The following is a 21,043-nucleotide window of genomic DNA, read 5'->3' as shown; positions in this document are numbered from 1 at the left end:
CCACGTCACGTTCGCGAGGTGCGCAGCGCGCCGATGCCGGCGATCACGACGAGCGCGATGCCCACGAGGGCGAGGGGTTCGACGAGCTGTCCGAGCACCACGACCCCTGCGAGCGCCGCGGCGGCGGGTTCGAGCGCGATGAGGATCGCGAACACTTCCTTCGACAGGTCGCGTAGTGCGCGGATCTCGAGGGTGTACGGGATCGCCGACGACAGCAGCGCCACGGCGAGACCCGCGAGTACGAGGTCGGGCCGGAGGAGTTCCGTGCCGGCCGTCGCCGCGCCGAACGGCAGGACGACGACGGCGGCGATCGCCGTGGCGCCGGCCGTGCCGGCCGACCCGGGCAGGGTCGTCGCCACACGGGATCCCGCCACGATGTACCACGCCCAACCGGATGCGGCGACCAGCGCGAAGGCGACCCCGACCGGATCGAGTCCGGTGGACAGCCCGGCACCGTCACCGACGCCGAGCAGGACCACCCCGGTCAGCGCGAGCACCACCCACAGCGCGTCCCGGACGCGCCGGGACAGGAATGCGGCCAGTCCGAGTGGGCCGAGGAACTCGATGGTGACGGTCGCGGCGAGGGGAAGCCGGGTCAACGCGCCGTAGAACGCCGTGTTCATGAGCGCGAGACTCGCGCCCAGTGTCACCACCGCCCGCCATTGTTCCGGCCTCCACGTCCGTAGCCGAGGACGGGTGATCACGCAGAGGACGACGGCTGCGAAGAGGAGGCGCAGGGTCACGGTGCCGAGGGCGCCCACCCGATCGAACAGCGTTGCGGCGAGCGCTGCCCCGAACTGCATCGACAGCACCGCGGTGAGGACCGCGACGACAGGCGCGACGGTGCGTGTGCGGTGGTCGTCGGCCATTCCGTCAGTCTGTCCGACGGGTTCGAGGAGCGCGCCGGTCCCAAAACAATCACAAGTGCTTGATTTCAGAGGGGCGACGTGTGACGCTTGCCTCATGTCCGATCTGCACACGGTGCTCGACGATCTGCGCGCGGAGGGCGACGATCTCGACGCGCTCGTCGCGACTCTGCCCGAGGAGAGCTGGACACTGCCCACGCCCGCGGCCGGGTGGACCATCGCCCACCAGATCGGCCATCTGCTGTGGACCGACCGGGCGGCGCTCACCGCCGTCCGCGACCCGGACGCCTTCGTGAAGACGGTCGAAGCGGCGTTCGGCGACCCGCTGGGGTTCGTCGACGTGGGTGCCGAGGAGCAGGCGGGCAGGCCGTCCGCGGAGTTGCTCGCCGACTGGCGCGACACTCGCCGCGAACTCGGGGACGCCCTCGCCGGGGTGCCGCGCGGAACGAAGATCCTGTGGTTCGGCCCGCCGATGTCGCCTGCCTCGATGGCGACGGCGCGACTGATGGAGACCTGGGCGCACGGGGGAGACGTCGCGGACACCCTCGGCGTCACACGCGCTCCCACCGCGCGTCTGAAGAACATCGCGCACCTGGGTGTGCGGACGCGCGATTTCGCGTACGTCATCCGCGACCGGACGCCCCCGGCCGAGCCGTTCCGCGTGGTACTCACCAGTCCGGACGGTGGGAGCTGGGAATGGGGACCGGACGATGCGACGCAGTCGGTCACCGGCCCGGCCCTCGACTTCTGCCTGCTCGTCACCCAACGCGTCCACCGCGACGACACCGCTCTCGTCGCCGACGGCCCGGACGCCGAGGAGTGGCTCGGTCTCGCACAGGCCTTCGCCGGCGCCCCCGGCCCCGGGCGCGCACCCACCTCGTCGACCTCCTGAGGTCGATCCCGACTGCCGGAACACCCTCGGAGACAACGTGAGTTCGGAGACACCGTGAACATGTGGACCACCCCCGAGCGTCTCGCCCTGCGCGAAACCGTCACCGGTTTCGTGAAGCGCGAGATCCTGCCCCACCTCGACGACTGGGAGCGCGCCGGCGAACTGCCCCGCGAACTGCACGCCGAGGCCGCGAAGATCGGCCTGCTCGGTGCCGGCTTCCCCGAGGAGGTCGGCGGTTCCGGCGGCGACGGCGCCGACACGCTGACCGTCTGCGAGGCATTCCACGAAGCGGGCGCGTCGGGTGGTGCGTTCGCGTCGCTGTTCACGTGCGGTATCGCGCTACCGCACCTCATCGCGGCGGGCGACCCCGAGCAGATCGACAGGTGGGTACGACCCACCCTCGCAGGCGAACTCGTCGGGTCCCTCGCGATCACCGAACCGGGCGGCGGTTCGGATGTCGGCCATCTGACGACCACCGCGGTGCGCGACGGTGACCACTACGTCGTCAACGGGGCCAAGACCTACATCACCTCCGGGTGCCGCGCCGATTTCGTGGTCACCGCGGTCCGTACCGGCGGGCCCGGGGCCGGGGGAGTCTCGCTCCTCGTGATCGAGAAGGGCACACCGGGTTTCACCGTCTCGCGCAAGCTCGACAAGATGGGCTGGCGTGCCTCGGACACCGCCGAGTTGTCGTTCGCCGACGTCCGCGTCCCGGCCGCCAACCTCGTCGGCACGGAGAACACCGGATTCTGGCAGATCGCACAGGGTTTCGTCTCCGAGCGGATAGCTCTGGCCGCACAGGCCTATTCGGGTGCGCAGCGGTGCCTGGACCTGACGATCGAGTGGTGCCGCGACCGCGAAACCTTCGGCCGGCCGCTGATCACCCGACAGGCCGTGCAGCGCACGCTGTCCGACATGGCGCGTCGCATCGACGTCGCGCGTGTCTACACCCGGCACGTCACCGAACGGGCCGTGGCCGGTGAGACCGACCTGATCGCCGAGGTGTGCTTCGCCAAGAACACCTCGGTCGAGGCCGGCGAATGGGTCGCCCACCAGGCCGTGCAGCTCTTCGGCGGCCTCGGGTACATGGCCGAATCCGAGGTCGAACGGCAGTACCGGGACATGCGCATCCTCGGCATCGGTGGCGGCACCACCGAGATCCTCACCGAACTCGCCGCCAAGCGGCTGGGTTACGGCGCCTGACCCACCTGTTCCCTCACGCGACCGACCACGGCGCGTGTCCCGACACGACCGGAAGGCATTCCCTTGAGCATCATCGAGACCGACGAGCAGAAGGAACTGCGCGCTGCGGTGGCGGCTCTGGCCGCACGCTACAACTACGTGGACTACGTGCTCCCCAAGTCGCGCGCCCACGAGCCGCTCACCGAATTGTGGGCCGAGGCATCCAAGCTCGGCTTCCTCGGTGTGAATCTTCCGGAGGAGTACGGAGGAGGCGGTGCCGGCATCTACGAGCTCGCGCTGGTGCAGGAGGAGTTGTCGGCCAAGGGGGCGGGACTGCTGCTCGTCGTGGTCTCGCCGGCCATTTGCGGCACCATCATCTCCAAGTACGGCACCGCCGCCCAGAAGCAGCAGTGGCTGCCCGGACTCGCCGACGGCTCACGCATCATGGCGTTCGGTATCACCGAGGCCGACGCCGGATCCAACTCGCACAACATCACCACGATCGCTCGTCGCGACGGTGACGACTGGATCCTCTCCGGCAGCAAGGTGTACATCTCCGGGGTCGACCAGGCCGACGCCGTGCTCGTGGTGTCCCGTACAGAGGACGCGAAGACCGGAAAGCTCCGCCCGGCCCTGTTCATCGTGCCTACCGACGCCGCGGGCTTCACGAGGACACCGATGGAGATGGACATCCTCGAGCCGGACTACCAGTTCTCCCTCTTCCTCGACGATGTGCGGCTTCCCGCCGACGCACTCGTCGGTGAACCCGAGGCCGCGCTCATGCAGCTGTTCTCCGGCCTGAATCCCGAGCGGATCATGGGTGCGGCGATGGCGGTGGGCATGGGGCGGTACGCCCTCGACGCCGCGGTGCGCTATGCCGACGACCGCACCGTCTGGAAGCAACCCATCGGCGCGCACCAGGGCATCGCCCACCCCTTGGCGCAGCGCAAGATCGAGCTCGAACTCGCGAAGCTCATGATGCAGAAGGCCGCCGTCCTCTACGACAACGGCGACGATCTCGGGGCCGCGGAGGCCGCGAACATGGCCAAGTACGCCGCGGGGGAGGCCGCGATCGCCGCGCTGGATCAGGCGATCCAGACGCACGGTGGTGCCGGGCTGACCCGGGAGTACGGACTCGCGGCGATGCTCGGCGCCGCGCGCATCGCTCGCGTGGCGCCGGTCAGCCGGGAGATGATCCTCAACTTCGTGGCCCAGCACTCACTGGGTCTGCCGAAGTCGTACTAGACGGAATTCGAGGAGAAGAGGCGGTCTGCTTCGTCCGGTGGGAGCAGCGTCCGCAGCAGGTAGCCGAGCGACCACCGCAACGAGCTCACGTCCTGCAGGGGCACGGTCTGCTGGTAGCCGACGAGGGTGTACAGGGCCAACCGCGCGAACCGATCCGCCTCTTCCCTCGAACCGATGTACTGGGCCACCGCTTCGGCCACCACCGCGTAGCGCAGCTCGTCGACCTTGCTCTGCACCTCGTGGACTCCCGAATCGCTGTGCGACCAGCCGCGGAGGGCGGATTCGGCGGAGTGGGGCAGGCCGCACGCGAGGTCGATGAGCAACCGGAGCCGCCGGGGCAGGGAACCCTCGAGGCGCGCCGCCGCGGTGTGCTGGAGTGTCTGGCTGTCGAGCCAGTGCTGCAGGAACTCCGTCTTGAACTGCGCCCAGCTCTCGAAGTAGTTGTAGAACGAGCCGGTCGTCACTTCGAGATGACTGCACAAGCGTGCCTGCTTGAGTCCGGCATGGTCGTTGGTGGCCAGGATGGCCAGGGCGGCGTCGAAGTAGTCCTCGCGCCTGACGATGGTCGCCACGTGGTGCTCCCCCTTTCGCCCCGACCTGTTATACGAGTGTACGGATGATGAGCTTTGCGTACTGTTCCGGGGTCGCACGAATACCCGCTCGGCGAAAGATCATTCCTGACGGGACAGACAGGTGAGGAGGCCCGATGAGGCGAGAACCGAAGCAGGACCGCAGCCGCGCCACGCGGCGGCGGCTGCTCGAAGCGACGATCGACTGCCTCGCCGAATCAGGTTGGGCCGCAACCACAGTGGGGGTGGTCGCGGAGCGGGCGGGGGTGTCGCGCGGGGCCACCCAGCACCACTTCCCGACCCGGGAGGATCTCATCACCGCGTCGCTCGAGTTCATGTTCGACAGCCGCATCGAACGGGTCCGCACGGAGCCGTTCGACGTACCCGCGGGCGTCGGCCGCACGGAGGCGGTGGTCGAGCGCATCGTCGACCAGTGCACCGGCAGCATGTTCGAGGCGGCCCTGCAGGTATGGACGGCCGCGGCGGCCGACCCGGCGTTGCGCGAGAGGCTCCTGCCGCTCGAGGAGAAGTTCGGACGCGTCTCGCACGCGGTGGCCGTCGAGCAACTCGCCGCCGACGACACCGACCCGGTGGTGCACCGGATGGTCCAGGCGACACTGGATCTCGCGCGCGGCCTCGGCCTGGCCGATGTGTTGACGGACGACTCGGCCCGCCGGCGTGAGATCGTCCGGCACTGGGCCGCGCAGCTCGACGAGGTGCTGCGGGAGTCCTCGAGTCGCCGCACGCGGGAGGGTCCGGCTCGGTAGTCTTCCCGCCATGCCTCTCCCGCGTATCGGAAGGACGGCGGCTGCCGTGGCGACGGCCGGTCTCATCGGTCTCGGTGTCGTCGCGTGCGGGGACTCCGGCGACGCCGGGCAGGCCGAGACCTCGCCGACCGCGTCCGTGACCGACCCCGGCCCGTTGTTCGACGAGTGCGGCGCGATGTCCGACGACGAGGTGGCCGCGGCCTTCGGTCTCGGAACGTTCGCGACGGTGACGCGCAACTCGGTGGGCTGTGAATGGGAGGTCTACGTCGGCGGTCCCAGTGTGAGCTTCTCCTGGTACCGGGGAAGTCCCATCGGACGCGAACGTGCCGGTTCCGATCTCATCGGCCGGCCCGCGGCCGACGTCGAGATCGGGGGACGGGCCGGATTCATGGGGTCGTACCAGAACGAGCTGGGACAGACCACGCTGTGCGAGATCGGCGTGGAGTTCGGTGGCGATTTCGTCCACTGGTCGGTGTCGTACTCGAACCTCACGCCCGTCGCCGACGCGTGTGTCGTCGCCCGCGATCTCGCGACCACGAGCGTGGAAAGGGTGCAGAAGTGATCGCGGGACGCACACGCCGGTGGGGCACCGCGCTCACGGCGGCCCTCGCCACCGGTGCCCTGCTCACCGGGTGCACGCGCACCGTCGACGGGCGAGCCGTCCCGGAGGGGATCGGCGGCGGCGCGGGTGCCGAGTTCACGCGGCTGCTCACCGAGTGCGACGCGGTCGCCGACGAGAAGATCGCCGAAGCCGTGGGAGCGGATTACGTCCTGCGAGGATTCTTCGGCGCAATCTGCCGATGGGACGGTGAAGGACCCACCGGAGTCGTGAAGATCACCTTCAACTGGTTCGAGACCGGTTCCCTCGATCACGAACGCGCCGCCGGTGAGGGGCTCGGATACGAGGTCGAGAACACGACCGTCGAAGGTCGTCGGGCCCTGCAGATGCGCCGGCCCGGCGATCCGCTGTCGTGCGGGGTCAGTTCGGGGGCGTCGACGACCGGCATCTTCGGCTGGTGGGTGCAGTACACCTCCGGAGGAGTGGACCCCTGCGAAGCTGCTGCTACGTTGGCTCGGCTCACACTGAACCTCAGCAGTTGACGGTGTGTGCGGATCCTCGGGAGGGTGTGCGCTCCTCGCTTTGACCTCATGCGCGCCCGCCGGGTATCGTTGTGGGTCGTGTCCGGCATGCCCGGGCCGGTCTGTGTGCCTATGCGAGGTAGTGCCGTGCGCGTGGTCTGTAGATATCTGCAGGAACGAGCCCCCGGCTGCCTGTGTGGGGGTACGCGACACACCCGACCTCGTGTGCACACGAGGGGCGAGTGAGGGGCAGCAGCTTTCTTGCCCCAACCGATGGATCCCTAATTTCAGAACAGCCGAGGTTGCTCGTGGGAGCAGCTTCAGACAACGAAGAAAGCCGGTTAATGCCAACCATCAATCAGCTGGTCCGTAAGGGCCGCCGCGACAAGGCCGCCAAGGTCAAGAGCGCGGCGCTCAAGGGCAGCCCCCAGCGTCGCGGCGTGTGCACTCGCGTGTACACCACCACCCCGAAGAAGCCGAACTCGGCTCTCCGGAAGGTCGCCCGTGTGCGTCTGACCTCCCAGGTCGAGGTCACCGCCTACATCCCCGGTGAGGGCCACAACCTCCAGGAGCACTCGATGGTGCTCGTGCGTGGCGGTCGTGTGAAGGACCTCCCGGGTGTGCGTTACAAGATCATCCGCGGCTCGCTCGACACCCAGGGTGTCAAGAACCGCAAGCAGGCCCGCAGCCGCTACGGAGCGAAGAAGGAGAAGGGCTGATGCCACGTAAGGGTCCCGCTCCCAAGCGTCCGCTGATCGCCGATCCGGTCTACGGATCGCCGCTGGTCACCCAGCTGGTCAACAAGATCCTGCTGGACGGCAAGAAGTCCACCGCCGAGCGCATCGTCTACCAGGCGCTCGAGCAGGCACGCGAGAAGACCGGCACCGATCCGGTCGTCACCCTCAAGCGCGCGCTCGACAACGTCAAGCCCGCCCTCGAGGTTCGCAGCCGCCGCGTCGGTGGCGCCACCTACCAGGTGCCGGTCGAGGTTCGTCCCGGCCGTTCCACCACCCTCGCGCTGCGCTGGCTGGTGACCTTCTCGCGTCAGCGTCGCGAGAAGACCATGGTCGAGCGGCTCGCCAACGAGCTCCTCGACGCGAGCAACGGCCTCGGCGCATCCGTGAAGCGCCGCGAGGACACGCACAAGATGGCTGAAGCCAACAAGGCGTTCGCGCACTACCGCTGGTGAGTCGACGCCGGCCGGGAGGCCCGTCATCACGGACCTCCCGGCCGGCTGCTCGCACAACTGTGTCGGTCCCGTAAAGGCCGGCTGACAACACAAGAACATGTGGTCCGCACCCAAGGACCGACACGAGCTACGAGCGGGGTTACCTGTGGCACAGGAAGTGCTGACCGACCTGAACAAGGTCCGCAACATCGGCATCATGGCGCACATCGATGCCGGCAAGACCACCACCACCGAGCGCATCCTCTTCTACACCGGTGTCAACTACAAGATCGGTGAGACCCACGACGGTGCCTCGACCACCGACTGGATGGAGCAGGAGAAGGAGCGGGGTATCACCATCACCTCCGCAGCCGTGACCTGCTTCTGGAACAAGAACCAGATCAACATCATCGACACCCCCGGCCACGTCGACTTCACGGTCGAGGTCGAGCGGTCGCTGCGCGTGCTCGACGGCGCGGTCGCCGTGTTCGACGGCAAGGAGGGTGTCGAGCCCCAGTCCGAGCAGGTCTGGCGGCAGGCGGCCAAGTACGACGTGCCGCGCATCTGCTTCGTCAACAAGATGGACAAGATGGGCGCGGACTTCTTCTTCACCGTGCAGACGATCATCGATCGTCTCGGTGCGAAGCCGCTCGTCCTGCAGATCCCGATCGGCGCCGAGGAGAACTTCGACGGTGTCGTCGACCTCGTCGAGATGAAGGCGCTCACCTGGCGCGGCACCACCGAGATCGGCACCGCGGCCACGGTCGAGGAGATCCCGGCGGAGCTCGCCGACAAGGCTGCCGAGTACCGCGAGAAGCTGCTCGAGACGGTCGCCGAGTCCGACGAAGAGCTCATGGAGAAGTACTTCGGTGGCGAAGAGCTGACCGTCGCCGAGATCAAGGGCGCGATCCGCAAGCTCACCATCGCTTCCGAGCTCTACCCGGTGCTGTGCGGCACCGCGTTCAAGAACAAGGGCATCCAGCCCATGCTCGACGCGGTCATCGACTACCTGCCGAACCCGCTCGACATCGGTGAGGTCATCGGCCACCAGGTCGGTAACGAAGAAGAAGAGTTGCGTCGTAAGCCCTCGAAGGACGAGCCGTTCTCCGCGCTCGCTTTCAAGATCGCCGCGCACCCCTTCTTCGGCAAGCTGACCTTCGTCCGCGTGTACTCCGGCCGGATCGACTCGGGCACCCAGGTGCTCAACTCGACCAAGGGCAAGAAGGAGCGCATCGGCAAGCTGTTCCAGATGCACGCCAACAAGGAGAACCCGGTCGACGAGGCCGTGGCCGGCCACATCTACGCGATGATCGGCCTGAAGGACACCACGACCGGCGACACCCTGTGCGCGCAGGACGCCCCGATCGTGCTCGAGTCCATGACCTTCCCGGACCCGGTCATCCAGGTCTCCATCGAGCCGAAGTCGAAGGCCGACCAGGAGAAGCTGTCGACGGCCATCCAGAAGCTCGCCGAAGAGGACCCGACCTTCTCCGTCGAACTCGACGACGAGACCGGCCAGACCGTCATCGGCGGCATGGGTGAGCTCCACCTCGACATCCTCGTCGACCGCATGCGTCGCGAGTTCAAGGTCGAGGCCAACGTCGGCAAGCCGCAGGTCGCGTACCGCGAGACGATCACCAAGCCGGTCGAGAAGCTCGAGTTCACGCACAAGAAGCAGACCGGTGGCTCGGGCCAGTTCGCAAAGGTCATCATCGGCCTCTCGCCGTTCGTCGGCGAGGACGGCGCGACCTACGAGTTCGAGAACAAGGTCACCGGCGGTCGCATCCCGCGCGAGTACATCCCGTCGGTCGACGCGGGTGCCCAGGACGCCATGCAGTACGGCGTGCTCGCCGGCTACCCGCTGGTGAACCTGAAGGTCACCCTCCTCGACGGTGCGTACCACGACGTCGACTCGTCCGAGATGGCGTTCAAGATCGCCGGCTCGCAGGCACTGAAGGAAGCGGCCCGCAAGGCCGCCCCGGTGATCCTCGAGCCCCTCATGGCCGTCGAGGTCACCACGCCCGAGGACTACATGGGTGAAGTGATCGGCGACCTGAACTCCCGCCGTGGCCAGATCCAGGCCATGGAGGAACGCAGTGGTGCCCGTGTCGTGAAGGCGCTGGTTCCGCTCTCGGAGATGTTCGGTTACATCGGCGACCTTCGGTCGAAGACCCAGGGCCGCGCGAACTTCTCCATGGTGTTCGATTCCTACGCAGAGGTTCCCTCGAACGTCTCGAAGGAAATCATCGCCAAGGCGACCGGAGAGTAGCCTTCGGGTTATCCCTCGGTCACCTGCACGACCAAGTAATACAAACCGCACTGCTGCATACTGCAAGCAACAACAGTCCAGGAGGACATCCAGTGGCGAAGGCGAAGTTCGAGCGGACCAAGCCGCACGTGAACATCGGCACCATCGGTCACGTCGACCACGGCAAGACCACCACCACGGCTGCGATCACCAAGGTGCTTGCCGACAAGTACCCCGACCTGAACGAGAGCTTCGCTTTCGATCAGATCGACAAGGCACCTGAGGAGAAGGCTCGTGGTATCACGATCAACATCTCCCACGTCGAGTACCAGACCGAGAAGCGCCACTACGCGCACGTCGACGCCCCGGGTCACGCGGACTACATCAAGAACATGATCACCGGTGCCGCCCAGATGGACGGTGCGATCCTGGTCGTGGCCGCCACCGACGGCCCGATGCCGCAGACGCGCGAGCACGTGCTGCTCGCCCGCCAGGTCGGCGTTCCCTACATCCTCGTCGCCCTGAACAAGGCCGACATGGTCGACGACGAGGAAATCCTCGAGCTCGTCGAGATGGAGGTGCGCGAGCTCCTCGCTTCGCAGGAGTTCGACGAGAACGCTCCGGTCGTCCCGATCTCCGCTCTCAAGGCTCTCGAGGGTGACGAGAAGTGGGTTCAGTCGATCGTCGACCTCATGCAGGCCGTCGACGACTCCATCCCGGACCCGGTCCGTGAGACCGAGAAGCCGTTCCTCATGCCCGTCGAGGACGTCTTCACCATCACGGGTCGTGGCACCGTCGTCACCGGCCGTATCGAGCGTGGCGTGATCAACGTCAACGAAGAGGTCGAGATCGTCGGCATCCGCCCCGATTCGACCAAGACCACGGTCACCGGCATCGAGATGTTCCGCAAGCTGCTCGACCAGGGCCAGGCCGGCGACAACGTCGGTCTCCTCGTCCGCGGCATCAAGCGCGAGGACGTCGAGCGCGGCCAGGTCGTCGTCAAGCCGGGCACCACGACTCCCCACACGGAGTTCGAGGGCCAGGCCTACATCCTCAACAAGGAGGAGGGCGGCCGCCACACGCCGTTCTTCAACAACTACCGTCCGCAGTTCTACTTCCGTACCACGGACGTGACGGGCGTTGTGACCCTCCCCGAGGGCACCGAGATGGTCATGCCCGGTGACAACACCGAGATGTCCGTCAAGCTGATCCAGCCGGTCGCCATGGACGAGGGCCTCCGCTTCGCGATCCGCGAGGGTGGCCGCACCGTCGGCGCCGGTCGCGTCACGAAGATCATCAAGTGAGCTAGTTCTCGCTGACGCTCGAACGGCGTCCACCCTCCGGGGTGGGCGCCGTTCGGCGTTTCTGCTCCGGCGCGTGGCGCCGTTCGGCGTTTCCGGACCGGAGGCGATCCGCCGACGACCTTCTTCACCCCACGTACGCTGTCGCTTCGGACGCTGTGGCGGACGGCGCTTCGTCGGCGGTGTCGCTGCCACAGGCGGAGACGAGGACGAAGATCACGGCGGACGACACGATCGGTAGGCGGCGCACGGCGCTCTCCCGGTCGAGACGACGTGCGTCAGGCGCTCTCGATCGCGGCGAGGAGCATCCGCGCCGTCACCGCGACCATCCGGGTCCGATCGGATCTCCGAGGGCGTAGGAGCGCGATCCGTGAGCACAGGCTCGCCGTCGCTCCCATCACGATGAACACGAGATCGTCGAGTGCTGCGTCGTCGAGATCGGGTCGCAGTCGCGCCGGAATGATGCGTCCCAGCGGTCGCAGCGGACCTTCGACCTGGGCCCACGCGAGTCCGAACTCGATCTCCTCCGAGGTGTACGACACCCGGAGCACCGCGGCGTGTTTCTCGAACGCGGCGGTGAGGCTCTCCACGACGGTCACCATGGCCTCCTCCGGTTCCTGGCCCATCGCCCGCCCGATGGCGGTGGACAGCGAGGTGGTGATCGCGTGGACGGCGGTCATGCGGAGTTCGTCGAGCACGGCGTCGACGTCGGGGAAGTACCGGTAGACCGTCCCGATACTCACGTGGGCGTGCTCGGCGAGTGCCGTAGTGCTGATCCGCCCGGTGGGGCTGCGCTCGAGCAACTCGTACGCAGACGTGAGGAGCAACTTGCGGGTGTCGTGACTCCGCTGCTGTACAGGACGCCGTCGAGGTGCTGTGCCTGCGGTTCTGGTGCCGCGCGGGGAGCTCATGAAAAGTGAATAGTAAGTGAGGATTCCTCGTGTTTCCATGGATTCATGGAGCGACGCATCCCTCGTGATCTCGTCAACGCCGACCTTGCGGTGCGCCGATACGCCGATCTCGGCGAGCGCTGGCTCGACGGCATGTGGCAGGCGGACCCCCTGGCCGACGCGGTGGTGAACGACGACTTCGGCTCGACGTCCGCGACGGCCGCCGTGCGTGTCGCGCTCGCCGACGGCGTCGACGCGGTCCCCGGCGCACCCGAATCCCTGCGCGAGTTGTTCGCCTTCCTCGACGACGAACCCGCATGGGTCGACCACGACCGCATCGACAACGCCGCCGACGCGCTCGTGCGGCACACTCCGACCTTCGGCATGGTGCTCGGTGCCGCGTCGCTGCTGCGCGGTGCCGGGAACTTCATCGCCGGAAAGCCGCTCGCACTGACGGGTCGCTATGCGAGTCGGCCGGCCGTGCGGTCGGTCGAAGTCGGGGAGTGGTTACGGCACGTCCTCACTCGCGGTGGAATGCGCCGCGACGGAGGAGGATTCGCGTTCACGGTGCGGGTGCGCCTGATCCACGCCCACGTGCGCAAGGGCATCCTCGCGAGCGGAGTGTGGGACGAGGACGCCTGGGGAGTGCCGATCCCGCAGTCCTACATGGCGTTGACGATGGCCGAGTTCGGGCACATCGCGGTCGAAGCGATGCAGATCCTCGGGGTGCGCTTCACCGACCGCGAACTCGACGACATCTACCACCTGTGGCGATATGTCGGGCACGTGATCGGGATGGGCGAGGAACTGGGCCTGCGCACCGAACGCGACCACATCGCGGTCGAGGACCTGTACCGGCTCACCTCGCCCGGACCCAGCGACGAGGACCGGGAGTTCGTCACCGCACTGACCGAGCAGTATCTCGTCCCCGAGCTGGCGAACCTGCTTCCCGGCGCCGCATCGATCCGGACGCCGGTCGCCCGCACGGTGATGCACTCGCTGCAGCGGGTGTTCATCGGCGACGCCGACGCCGACGCCCTGCACATCCCCGACAGCCCGCTCAAGTACGTCCTCGGACGCGTCGGGCCGCTGCTCGCGCTCGCCAACCGCGTCGAGGAACTCCGCTACCCGGATCTCGAACGCACCACGCAGCGGGCCTACACGGTGCGCGACATGGCGATGGACCGGATGCGCGTGGACTACCGCGTCGAGCACGACCTCGTGGACGCGGCCCGAAGCTGAGCGGCCCCGGGCTGCAGGGAGTCAGTGGACGTCTACAGCCGGGTCGAGATGCACCAGGACCTGCGTCGCCACGTGCGCCCCACCGAGAGCCCGCGCGACCCGCTGGGCGGCATCCTCGGCGGCTTCCGTCAGTTCGGTGACGTCGATGGTCGGGTCGGCGTGGACCACCACCGAGAGCGTCGGCAGGTGGCGTTCGACGACCGCTCGCCCGCGCGCTGCCCGCACTCCGGGCAGGGCCGCGAGTTCGGCCGCCACCCCGTCGGCGACCGGGCCGAGTTCCACGCCGAGAGTGGCGTCGGTGACCTGGTCGTAGAGCTGCACGGTCGACGTGCGCCGTCGCGAAAGGTTGACGGCGAGCAGCGCGATTCCGAGCACGAGACCACCCGCGAAGACCGACCACAGCGCCGGCGTCCACCACGACTGGTCCGGAACGTCGGTCACCCGGGGACGGTCGAGCCGCGAGAGTTGTTCGCGGGCGAGGGGAACCTGCCACACCCATGCCAGGGCGAACGCGCCGGCGCCCGCGAGGGCGAGTCCCGCCGCGAAGGTGACGAGCCGATTGGCCAGCACGGTACGGAGTTTCACCGCGCCACCTCCACGACGAGTTCGACGGGATCGGCGAGCGCCGCGAGGTTCGGGGCGACCGCGCCGCGCACGGATGCGGTGATCTCGGCGACCGGGGTCTCGTCCTCGATCGCGATACGAACCACGGCACGGCGACGATCGACGACGGTGCGGGCGGTGCGTACCCCGGTGAGGGCGGAGGCGTGCGCGCTGCACATGCGGGCGACGTCGGTGCGCCGCATCCACACCGTGGGTACCGCACCGGCGACCTGCAGCGGAACATGGGTGCGCCGTCGGGGTTTGAGGGCGACGACGATCAGGACGATCCCGAGGACGAGGCAGAGACCGGCGACAGGGGCGAGCCAGGTGTGCCAGTGCAGGCGGCCGAACCATTCGAAGGAGTTGCGCAGCCACGGAGCACCGGCATACGTCCCGTTGACGATGAGCAGTTCCCGGGCGGCGACGAACGCCAGCGCGAGCGCCGCGATCGCGACGATCGCGGCGGCCGGTGCTGCCGCGGGCGACGCCAGCGGCGGCAGGGGAGCGACCATGGGGAGGTCGGGGTGCGGAGTGGTCCGCGCGGCGACGATGTCCGATTCCAGGTATTCGACGGGCGGTTGCGACTCGTCGGTCTCCCCGTCCTCGACGAGCGCCGTGGCGACGATGAGCACGTTGAGTTCGCTGACGCGCAGACCCGTCAGTTCGCGCAGCTGACGTTCGACCGCGTCGTGGACCCGGCGGGTGAGCATCGCCGCGTCATACGGCCATTCGGCTGCGATGTAGAGATTCACCGCGACCGCCCTCGCACCGGTGGTGACGTCCGCCCGGGGCAGATCGCGGCCGGTGAGACGGAGGATGCCACCCCCGCTGTGTCGCACCACTCCGGGGACGCCGAGCGCGGCGGCCGCGGCGATCCGTTCGATCGCGCGGTCCTTGACGACGAGGCTGCCACGCTCGCCCGAAGGGACCGTCCCGGTCCCGGAAGCGGTCTCCGCGGGCACGGCGTCCGGTGATGTACCGAGATCGGGCGCGCTGGGGTCAGCCACGGCCCCGGCTCCTCAGCAGGGCGCCGAGGTCGAGGTGGCCGTCGCGGTGGGCGCCGATCGCGGCACCGAGCGCGCCGAGCAGCACGGCGAACAGCAGACCGCTGAACCCGCCGATGATCCCGGCGAGGGCGAGAAGCAGCCCGGCGAGGAGTCCGACGACGGTGTTGCTGACGGGGGTGTGGTTCACGATTGTGCTCCTTCTCGTTCACCGGCGTGGACGTCTTCGATCGTCACTTGGACGGGCACCGTCACCAGCGGGGACACCCGGACGCGGACGGCGTCGGCGACGGCCGGGAGATCGGCGGGGATCCGCACGACGATGTGCACCGCGCAGACCTGATCCGTGAGCCGTACACCCTCGACACGTCGCCCGGGAAGATAAGTCGCGACCTCCCCGAATGCGCCGCGGTGCAGGCCCACGACGCCGGGAACGGACAGCGCGGCGTCCGCGACCAGGTCGGACGCGTGCGCCTGCGCTGCGGACCCGGGATTCACTGCACGCGGGGTTTGACGTCGTCGGTGAGGGCTGCGGCCTCGTCGTGGAGCATGACGTCGAAGACCGTGATGTTGACCTCGGTGACCTCGAGGCCGGTCATGCGCTCGACGGCGGCGATGACGTTGTGCCGGATGGCGACGGCGAGTTCGTGCAGCGCCACGCCGTATTCGGCGACGATGCCGATATCGATGGCGGCCTGGCGTTCGCCGACCTCGACGGCCACACCCTGCCCGTGGTTGATGCGCGCACCGGGGATGCGGTCGCGCAACGCGCCCACCACGCGGGCGGTACCGGCGCCCACTTCGATCACGCCGCTGATCTCGCGGGTCGCGAGTCCCGCGATCTTGGCGACCACGGCGTCCGCGATGATGGTGCGGCCCTGCGGGTCGACGGGGCCGGAGAAGGTTCCGGCACCGAACTGTAGGCGGCTGATACCTGCGCCGCTGTCGCTGGTCATGAGGGCTCCCAAGTAGGTGTACCGGTCGTGTTCCGTGCTCGATCCCATTGTCCTCACGGTGCCTCGAACTCTAGTGGCCGACGTAGGTCTGTCGCGCGTCGTCGCGGTTTGGTAAGAACGTGGGACACACAGGTGGTACACATCACTACCGGACGACACGGGTACTCGTGTCACAGACGATTCGAAGGATGGCCGAAGGTGTCGAACGAGCGGGAGACCGAGGGTACGCCGGAGCGCGTCGTCGTCGTAGGCGCGGGTCTGGCGGCGGTCCGTACCGCCGAGGAACTGCGGCGTGCCGGGTACGAGGGCGACGTCGTGCTCGTCGGCGACGAGACGCACCTGCCCTACGACCGCCCGCCGCTGTCGAAGGAGGTCCTGCGCGGCGATCGCGACGACACGACCCTCCGTCCGAGGGAGTTCTTCGACGAGAACCGCATCGAGCTGCAGCTCGGTGCCGCCGCCCGGTCGGTCGACACCGTGGCGCGCACCCTCACGCTCACCGACGGAACCGAACTCGGATACGACGAACTGGTCGTCGCCACGGGCCTGCGGCCCCGCCGTATCCCCGGTCTCCCGGATCTCTCCGGCGTCCACGTCCTGCGTTCGCTCGAGGACAGCCGAGCACTGCGCGAGGCGATCGTTCCGGGTGCCCGCGCGCTGGTGGTCGGAGCCGGATTCATCGGGTGCGAGGTCGCGGCGAGCCTGCGGGCGCGCGGAGTGGAGGTCGTACTGGTCGAGCCGCAGCCCACCCCGCTCGCGTCGGTGCTCGGAACCGAGGTCGGTGCTCTCGTCACCCGGCTGCACACCGCCGAGGGAGTCGACGTGCGGGCCGGGGTCGGCCTGTCGGAGATCCGCGGCGACGAGCGCGTCACCTCCGCGGTCCTCGGCGACGGCAGCGAGATCGACGTCGATCTCGTGGTGCTCGGCATCGGGTCGATCCCGGCCACCGAGTGGCTCGAGGGATCGGGTGTCGAGGTCGACAACGGGGTCGTGTGCGACGGCACGGGCCGCACCTCCACCCCGCACGTGTGGGCGGTCGGCGACGTCGCGTCGTGGCAGGTACCGGCCGGTGGACGTAGGCGCATCGAGCACTGGACGAATGCCGGCGAGCAGGCGTCCGTCCTCGCGAAGACCATCATGGGCGTCGAGGCCGGAGCGGCCGCACAGGTGCCCTACTTCTGGAGCGACCAGTACGACATCAAGATCCAGGGACTCGGTGCGGTCACGGCCGGCGACACGGTGCATGTCGTGCGCGACGACGGGCGCAAGTTCCTCGCGTATTACGAGCGCGACGGCAGACTCGTCGGTGCCGTGGGCGGTGGACTGCCCGCGCTGGTCATGAAGTCGCGCGCGAAGATCGCCGCGGGCACCCCGATCGACGAGCTGCTCGCAGCCGCCGCATAGGGGAGTGGGCCTGCGGGTCGCTCCCGGCCGCCGTCGGGCCGGGCGGGCGCGACCCGCTAGATTCGTAGGGTGATCGTTGCGCTCATCGACTCGGGTCTGGGGCTGTTGCCGACGTCCGCGTGGCTGCGACGGTTGCGTCCCGACCTCGACCTCATGTTGTCGACGGATCCCGAAGGCGCTCCGTGGGGGCCGAAGTCGTCCGACTGGGTGATCGACCGGGTCGTCACCACCGCCCGCCGCGCCGTCGATCGCGGCGCCGAGGTCGTCGTGCTCCCGTGCAACACCGCCTCGGTGACCGCTCTCGAACACGTGCGTGCCGATCTGGGTCCGTCGGTGCCCGTGGTGGGCACGGTCCCCGCGGTCAAGCCGGCGGCCGCGGCGTGCGATTCGGTGGCGATCTGGGCGACCGCCGCGACCACGGCGAGCAGGTACCAGGCGAATCTGATCGAGCAGTTCGCGAACGGAGCCGAGGTCGTCGGCGTGGCGTGCCATGGACTCGCCGACGCCATCGACGCAGGCGATCGGGTGGCGGTCGCCGCAGCGGTCGCGTCGGCGGCCGAACGCACCCCGCAGGACGTCCAGGGCGTGGTTCTCGGCTGCACCCACTATCCGTTGGTCGCCGACACCATCACCGCGCATCTCCCGGCCGGGGTGCGCCTGTTCGACAGCGCCGAGGCCGTCGCGCGGCAGACGCTGCGCCGGATCGATGCGCTCGGACGACCCGCCACCGGTTCGGGCCGTGTCGACGTGTTCCGCAGCGGTGTACCCGGCGAGCTGCCGCCGGCGGCGGCGGTCTTCGCCGCGGGGCGCGCTCTGCTCGCCGCTCCCGAGGACGTGCGGGACGAGGACGTCGAGGACGCCACCTCCCTCTGAGTCTCCGGTCAGGTGCCCGAGGAATACTTCGTCGAGCGAAGTATGTTGGTGAAGGGGTGTTCACCTGAGTCGCGCGGGGGGCGCATCGTTCGACTTCCGCGCGGAACGCGCCGATCGTTGTCTGGAGGTTCGATGACTGCTCCCGTGCAGCCCCATGGCCGTATCCGTTCGTTCGGTTTCGCCGTGGTCGGCCTGGGAGCGTTCACCCTCACCGCGTCGTCGTCGGCACCGTCACCGCTGTATCCCGTCTACCAGCAGATGTGGGGATTCTCCGCCGCGATGCTGACGGTGGTGTTCGCGGTCTACGTGCTCGCGTTGCTCGCGGCCCTCGTGACGGTGGGGTCGCTGTCCGACCACGTCGGACGCAGACCCGTCATCATGACGGCCCTGCTGCTGCTCGCGGTGAGCATGGTCGTGTTCATCGCTTCCCCGGGTGTGGGGTGGCTGCTGCTCGCGCGGATTCTGCAGGGGCTCGCGGTGGGCGCGGCGACGAGCGCGCTGGCCGCCGCCGTGATCGAGATGCAGCCGAACAGGCACATCGGTCCGCTGATCAACACCGCCGCGCCGTCGCTCGGACTCGCGCTCGGCGCGGCGGGAGCGGGCGTGCTCGTGCAGTTCGCACCCTTCCCCACGGTCCTGAGCTATGCGGTGGTCGGCGTTCTCGCCGTTGTACTGGCGATGGCGCTCGTCTTCGTGCCGGAGACGTCGCCGTCGGTGGGTTTCCCGTCGCGACTCGACGCTGTGCGGAGCCTGGTACCGAGCGCGTCGGTGCCCCGCGAGGTCCGGGGCCGTTATCTGCTCATCCTGCCCAGCCTGATGTCGGCGTGGGCACTCGGCGGGCTGTACATGTCGCTGGGGCCGTCGATCGTCGATTCGGTGTTCGGTATCGACAACCGCCTTGCCGCAGGTCTGGCGATCGGCACGCTGTTCACGGCGGGCACCGTTGCGGCAGTCACCACGGCTCGCCGCGACCCGCATCGCATCGTGGTCCTCGGGGCCGTGCTGCTCGCGACGGGACTGACCGCGGTGATCACCGCGCTCCTCACGGGACGGGTCGCGGTGTACTACGCGGGTACTGCCGTCGCCGGTGTGGGCTGGGGTTCGACCTTCGTCGCGGCCATGGGCGTGGTCGGCTCGCTCGGCCGACCTCACGAACGCGGCCGGATCTTCGCAACGACGTTCGTCGTCTGCTACTTCGCGTTCTCGGTGCCCGCGATGGCCGCCGGGGTGGCGGCCGGATCGTTCGGGCTGACGTCCACTGCCGTCGGCTACGGCGTGATCGTCGCCGTGCTGGCTCTCGTGGCCGGGATCGGCGTGCTCGTGCGCAAGCCGAAGCCCGACTCCAGCGGGATGCGGGAAGTGCCCGTGCCTGTCCGTTCTGCGGCGCCGGGCACTTCCGCGGGGGTGTGAGCCTGCCGGTTCAGAACTCGATCTTGAGGTGGTCGGTCACCGGCCGGGCCTGGCAACCCAGGATGTAGCCCGCCTCGATGTCCTCGGGATCGAGCACGTCGCAGTTCTCCATCTCGACCTTGCCCTCGAGCACGGTGCACGCACACGAGCCGCACTCGCCCTCCTGGCAGGAGTACGGCACGTCGAGACCTTTCGCGAGCATGATGTCGACGAGGGTCTGCTTGCGCGGCCACGACAGCTCGTGGACCACGCCGTCGAGTTCGACCTCGACGGTCGCGGCGTCGGCCGCCTCCTCGTCGCTGATCTCGACCGGTGCCTGGTCGGCGAAGGGATCGCCCGAGAGCGAATTGAAGACCTCGGCATGGACACGGGCGCGGGGCATGCCCACGGTGTTCAGTGCCTGGTGGACCGTGTCCATGAACGGCCCGGGACCACACATGAACGCCTCGTACGACTCGTAGGGCACCGCGAGCGCCGCGAGCTGGTCGGCCGTGGGCAGGCCCTGCACGGATTCGAGCCAGTGGACGACGGTCAGGCGCGTCGGGTACTTCTCCGCGAGCGCGCGCAGCTCCTCCGCGAAGATGACGGACTTCTCGTCGCGGTTGGCGTAGACGAGCACGACCTTGCCACTGCCCTGCGTGAGCGCGGACTTGAGGATCGAGATCACCGGTGTGATGCCGCTGCCGGCGCCGAAGAGCAGGAAGTCGTGATCGAGGGACTTCGGAGTGAAGACACCCGCGGGAGGGAGCACCTCGAGGGTCTGTCCGGCCGCGATGTTGTCGCACAGCCAATTGGAGCCGTAACCGTCGGAAGTGCGCTTGACGGTGACCTTGGGGGCGTCGTCGGTGTACGGCGAGCTCGCGAGCGAGTAGCAGCGGGCCACCGAGCCCGTCTGTTCGCTCGGGATGCGCAGGGTGAGGAACTGGCCGGGCTTGTAGGCGAATTTGTCGCGCAGCTCGTCCGGGACGGCGAACACGATCGACCGCGTATCGGCGGTCTCCTGGACGACGGCGGACACGGTGAGGATCACCGAGCGTGAGCCGTGGGGCACCTCGACAGTCGTCATGGGTGGTTCTCGTCCTCTCCTGCAAGATGGCCGCGCACGACCGAATCTAGAACGTGTTCTAATTCAGGTTACCAGCGCGTATGGGATGAGGAAAACGGTACCGGCACCGCTCGGGTGGGTGTGGCGCCCACCCGGTCAGCGGGAGGCGCCCTACCCGAACGGGTGGTGACCCCACGGCGACCGGACGGTTTCGGCCGCTGTATCTTTCACCTCTCTCGCCTCTGGTCGATGGTGAATCACGGATGAGGTCCACATCACACTCCCGGTCCGGTACAAC

The 21,043-nt window shown here is 68.4% G+C and carries 23 protein-coding genes; 14 read left to right on the top strand and 9 right to left on the bottom strand.

Features of this window, described 5'->3' with window-relative positions:
• Nucleotides 1-5 precede the first annotated feature (5 nt).
• Nucleotides 6-869: an EamA family transporter gene (locus EQ874_RS15820; protein WP_129977341.1), complete on the bottom strand. Its 864-nt coding sequence runs from the start codon at nucleotides 867-869 to the stop codon at nucleotides 6-8.
• A gap of 94 nt (nucleotides 870-963) precedes the next feature.
• On the opposite strand from EQ874_RS15820, the gene EQ874_RS15815 reads away from it, so the two are divergent.
• From EQ874_RS15815 to EQ874_RS15805, 3 genes are all read left to right on the top strand, one after another.
• Entirely contained in the window at nucleotides 964-1,758 is a 795-nt protein-coding gene (locus EQ874_RS15815; protein WP_129977339.1) for a TIGR03084 family metal-binding protein, read from the top strand.
• A 54-nt stretch (nucleotides 1,759-1,812) separates the two neighbouring features.
• The gene (locus tag EQ874_RS15810) at nucleotides 1,813-2,961 is read left to right on the top strand and encodes an acyl-CoA dehydrogenase family protein (protein ID WP_129977338.1); all 1,149 of its coding nucleotides are present in this window, start codon (nucleotides 1,813-1,815) and stop codon (nucleotides 2,959-2,961) included.
• Between the two features lie 63 nt (nucleotides 2,962-3,024).
• Nucleotides 3,025-4,185: an acyl-CoA dehydrogenase gene (locus EQ874_RS15805; RefSeq protein ID WP_129977336.1), complete on the top strand. Its 1,161-nt coding sequence runs from the start codon at nucleotides 3,025-3,027 to the stop codon at nucleotides 4,183-4,185.
• On the opposite strand, the gene EQ874_RS15800 is transcribed toward EQ874_RS15805, so the two are convergent.
• A complete protein-coding gene (locus EQ874_RS15800) occupies nucleotides 4,182-4,757 on the bottom strand; it encodes a TetR/AcrR family transcriptional regulator (protein WP_016932153.1) in 576 nt (191 codons plus the stop codon). The two genes, EQ874_RS15805 and EQ874_RS15800, sit on opposite strands and share 4 nt — an antisense overlap.
• Before the next feature lie 134 nt (nucleotides 4,758-4,891).
• Between EQ874_RS15800 and EQ874_RS15795 the strand changes: the two genes are divergently transcribed.
• The 7 genes from EQ874_RS15795 to tuf all read left to right on the top strand — a co-directional run bounded on the left by EQ874_RS15795 (nucleotide 4,892) and on the right by tuf (nucleotide 11,321).
• Nucleotides 4,892-5,521 (top strand): TetR/AcrR family transcriptional regulator, encoded by a 630-nt coding sequence (locus tag EQ874_RS15795; RefSeq protein WP_115311493.1) that lies wholly within the window; start codon nucleotides 4,892-4,894, stop codon nucleotides 5,519-5,521.
• Nucleotides 5,522-5,567: 46 nt separating this feature from the next.
• A complete protein-coding gene (locus EQ874_RS15790) occupies nucleotides 5,568-6,083 on the top strand; it encodes a DUF3558 domain-containing protein (protein WP_016932151.1) in 516 nt (171 codons plus the stop codon).
• Nucleotides 6,080-6,622 carry a DUF3558 domain-containing protein gene (locus EQ874_RS15785; RefSeq protein WP_129977335.1) on the top strand — a complete coding sequence of 181 codons (543 nt, stop codon included), beginning with the start codon at nucleotides 6,080-6,082 and terminating at the stop codon, nucleotides 6,620-6,622. The genes EQ874_RS15790 and EQ874_RS15785 overlap by 4 nt, the downstream gene beginning before the upstream one ends.
• A gap of 323 nt (nucleotides 6,623-6,945) precedes the next feature.
• Nucleotides 6,946-7,320, top strand: coding sequence for a 30S ribosomal protein S12 (gene rpsL / locus EQ874_RS15780; RefSeq protein ID WP_006552258.1), 375 nt, complete (start codon nucleotides 6,946-6,948; stop codon nucleotides 7,318-7,320).
• Nucleotides 7,320-7,790: a 30S ribosomal protein S7 gene (rpsG, locus tag EQ874_RS15775; protein WP_006552257.1), complete on the top strand. Its 471-nt coding sequence runs from the start codon at nucleotides 7,320-7,322 to the stop codon at nucleotides 7,788-7,790. The genes rpsL and rpsG overlap by 1 nt, the downstream gene beginning before the upstream one ends.
• Nucleotides 7,791-7,935: 145 nt before the next feature.
• Entirely contained in the window at nucleotides 7,936-10,038 is a 2,103-nt protein-coding gene (gene fusA, locus EQ874_RS15770; RefSeq protein ID WP_016932149.1) for an elongation factor G, read from the top strand.
• A gap of 92 nt (nucleotides 10,039-10,130) precedes the next feature.
• The gene (gene tuf / locus EQ874_RS15765; RefSeq protein WP_016932148.1) at nucleotides 10,131-11,321 is read left to right on the top strand and encodes an elongation factor Tu; all 1,191 of its coding nucleotides are present in this window, start codon (nucleotides 10,131-10,133) and stop codon (nucleotides 11,319-11,321) included.
• Between the two features lie 275 nt (nucleotides 11,322-11,596).
• Here the strand turns inward: tuf and EQ874_RS15760 are convergent, their stop codons facing one another.
• Entirely contained in the window at nucleotides 11,597-12,145 is a 549-nt protein-coding gene (locus EQ874_RS15760; RefSeq protein WP_207213557.1) for a TetR/AcrR family transcriptional regulator, read from the bottom strand.
• Between the two features lie 129 nt (nucleotides 12,146-12,274).
• On the opposite strand from EQ874_RS15760, the gene EQ874_RS15755 reads away from it, so the two are divergent.
• A complete protein-coding gene (locus EQ874_RS15755; protein WP_129977332.1) occupies nucleotides 12,275-13,450 on the top strand; it encodes an oxygenase MpaB family protein in 1,176 nt (391 codons plus the stop codon).
• Between the two features lie 21 nt (nucleotides 13,451-13,471).
• Here EQ874_RS15755 and EQ874_RS15750 read toward each other — a convergent pair whose 3' ends face one another.
• Genes EQ874_RS15750 through EQ874_RS15730 form a run of 5 tightly spaced genes read right to left on the bottom strand, consistent with a single transcriptional unit; the run spans nucleotide 13,472 to nucleotide 16,013 of the window.
• Nucleotides 13,472-14,035 carry a hypothetical protein gene (locus EQ874_RS15750; protein ID WP_064062555.1) on the bottom strand — a complete coding sequence of 188 codons (564 nt, stop codon included), beginning with the start codon at nucleotides 14,033-14,035 and terminating at the stop codon, nucleotides 13,472-13,474.
• The gene (locus tag EQ874_RS15745) at nucleotides 14,032-15,060 is read right to left on the bottom strand and encodes an Asp23/Gls24 family envelope stress response protein (RefSeq protein ID WP_129977330.1); all 1,029 of its coding nucleotides are present in this window, start codon (nucleotides 15,058-15,060) and stop codon (nucleotides 14,032-14,034) included. Before EQ874_RS15745 ends, EQ874_RS15750 begins: the two co-directional genes overlap by 4 nt.
• Nucleotides 15,053-15,247 (bottom strand): hypothetical protein, encoded by a 195-nt coding sequence (locus tag EQ874_RS15740; protein WP_006552248.1) that lies wholly within the window; start codon nucleotides 15,245-15,247, stop codon nucleotides 15,053-15,055. Before EQ874_RS15740 ends, EQ874_RS15745 begins: the two co-directional genes overlap by 8 nt.
• Nucleotides 15,244-15,555, bottom strand: a complete 312-nt coding sequence (locus tag EQ874_RS15735; protein WP_016932143.1) for a hypothetical protein — start codon at nucleotides 15,553-15,555, stop codon at nucleotides 15,244-15,246. The genes EQ874_RS15740 and EQ874_RS15735 overlap by 4 nt, the downstream gene beginning before the upstream one ends.
• Complete coding sequence (locus EQ874_RS15730) at nucleotides 15,552-16,013, bottom strand: Asp23/Gls24 family envelope stress response protein (RefSeq protein WP_026002842.1); 462 nt, start codon at nucleotides 16,011-16,013, stop codon at nucleotides 15,552-15,554. The genes EQ874_RS15735 and EQ874_RS15730 overlap by 4 nt, the downstream gene beginning before the upstream one ends.
• Nucleotides 16,014-16,211: 198 nt before the next feature.
• Here EQ874_RS15730 and EQ874_RS15725 point away from each other — a divergent pair, with 198 nt between their 5' ends.
• The 3 genes from EQ874_RS15725 (at nucleotide 16,212) to EQ874_RS15715 (ending at nucleotide 19,700) form a co-directional block, all read left to right on the top strand.
• Entirely contained in the window at nucleotides 16,212-17,417 is a 1,206-nt protein-coding gene (locus EQ874_RS15725) for an FAD-dependent oxidoreductase (RefSeq protein ID WP_129977329.1), read from the top strand.
• Between the two features lie 69 nt (nucleotides 17,418-17,486).
• The gene (locus EQ874_RS15720) at nucleotides 17,487-18,290 is read left to right on the top strand and encodes an aspartate/glutamate racemase family protein (protein ID WP_064062551.1); all 804 of its coding nucleotides are present in this window, start codon (nucleotides 17,487-17,489) and stop codon (nucleotides 18,288-18,290) included.
• Between the two features lie 132 nt (nucleotides 18,291-18,422).
• The gene (locus EQ874_RS15715; protein WP_064062550.1) at nucleotides 18,423-19,700 is read left to right on the top strand and encodes an MFS transporter; all 1,278 of its coding nucleotides are present in this window, start codon (nucleotides 18,423-18,425) and stop codon (nucleotides 19,698-19,700) included.
• 10 nt (nucleotides 19,701-19,710) lie between these two features.
• Here the strand turns inward: EQ874_RS15715 and EQ874_RS15710 are convergent, their stop codons facing one another.
• Nucleotides 19,711-20,766: a ferredoxin--NADP reductase gene (locus tag EQ874_RS15710; protein WP_064062549.1), complete on the bottom strand. Its 1,056-nt coding sequence runs from the start codon at nucleotides 20,764-20,766 to the stop codon at nucleotides 19,711-19,713.
• Nucleotides 20,767-21,043: the final 277 nt, after the last annotated feature.

Origin of the sequence: Rhodococcus sp. Q1, from assembly GCF_004153645.1 — a bacterium.
GTDB lineage: Bacteria > Actinomycetota > Actinomycetes > Mycobacteriales > Mycobacteriaceae > Rhodococcus > Rhodococcus gordoniae.
This window is presented reverse-complemented; position numbering and strand designations above follow the sequence as displayed.

Bases quoted from the DNA above. Each gene is read 5' to 3' on its own strand.
- rpsG (WP_006552257.1), top strand. From the start codon at position 7,320: ATGCCACGTAAGGGTCCCGCTCCCAAGCGTCCGCTGATCGCCGATCCG.
- rpsL (WP_006552258.1), top strand. From the start codon at position 6,946: ATGCCAACCATCAATCAGCTGGTCCGTAAGGGCCGCCGCGACAAGGCC.
- EQ874_RS15755 (WP_129977332.1), top strand. From the start codon at position 12,275: ATGGAGCGACGCATCCCTCGTGATCTCGTCAACGCCGACCTTGCGGTG.
- EQ874_RS15815 (WP_129977339.1), top strand. From the start codon at position 964: ATGTCCGATCTGCACACGGTGCTCGACGATCTGCGCGCGGAGGGCGAC.
- EQ874_RS15730 (WP_026002842.1), bottom strand. From the start codon at position 16,013: ATGACCAGCGACAGCGGCGCAGGTATCAGCCGCCTACAGTTCGGTGCC.
- EQ874_RS15710 (WP_064062549.1), bottom strand. From the start codon at position 20,766: ATGACGACTGTCGAGGTGCCCCACGGCTCACGCTCGGTGATCCTCACC.
- EQ874_RS15795 (WP_115311493.1), top strand. From the start codon at position 4,892: ATGAGGCGAGAACCGAAGCAGGACCGCAGCCGCGCCACGCGGCGGCGG.
- EQ874_RS15820 (WP_129977341.1), bottom strand. From the start codon at position 869: ATGGCCGACGACCACCGCACACGCACCGTCGCGCCTGTCGTCGCGGTC.
- EQ874_RS15715 (WP_064062550.1), top strand. From the start codon at position 18,423: ATGACTGCTCCCGTGCAGCCCCATGGCCGTATCCGTTCGTTCGGTTTC.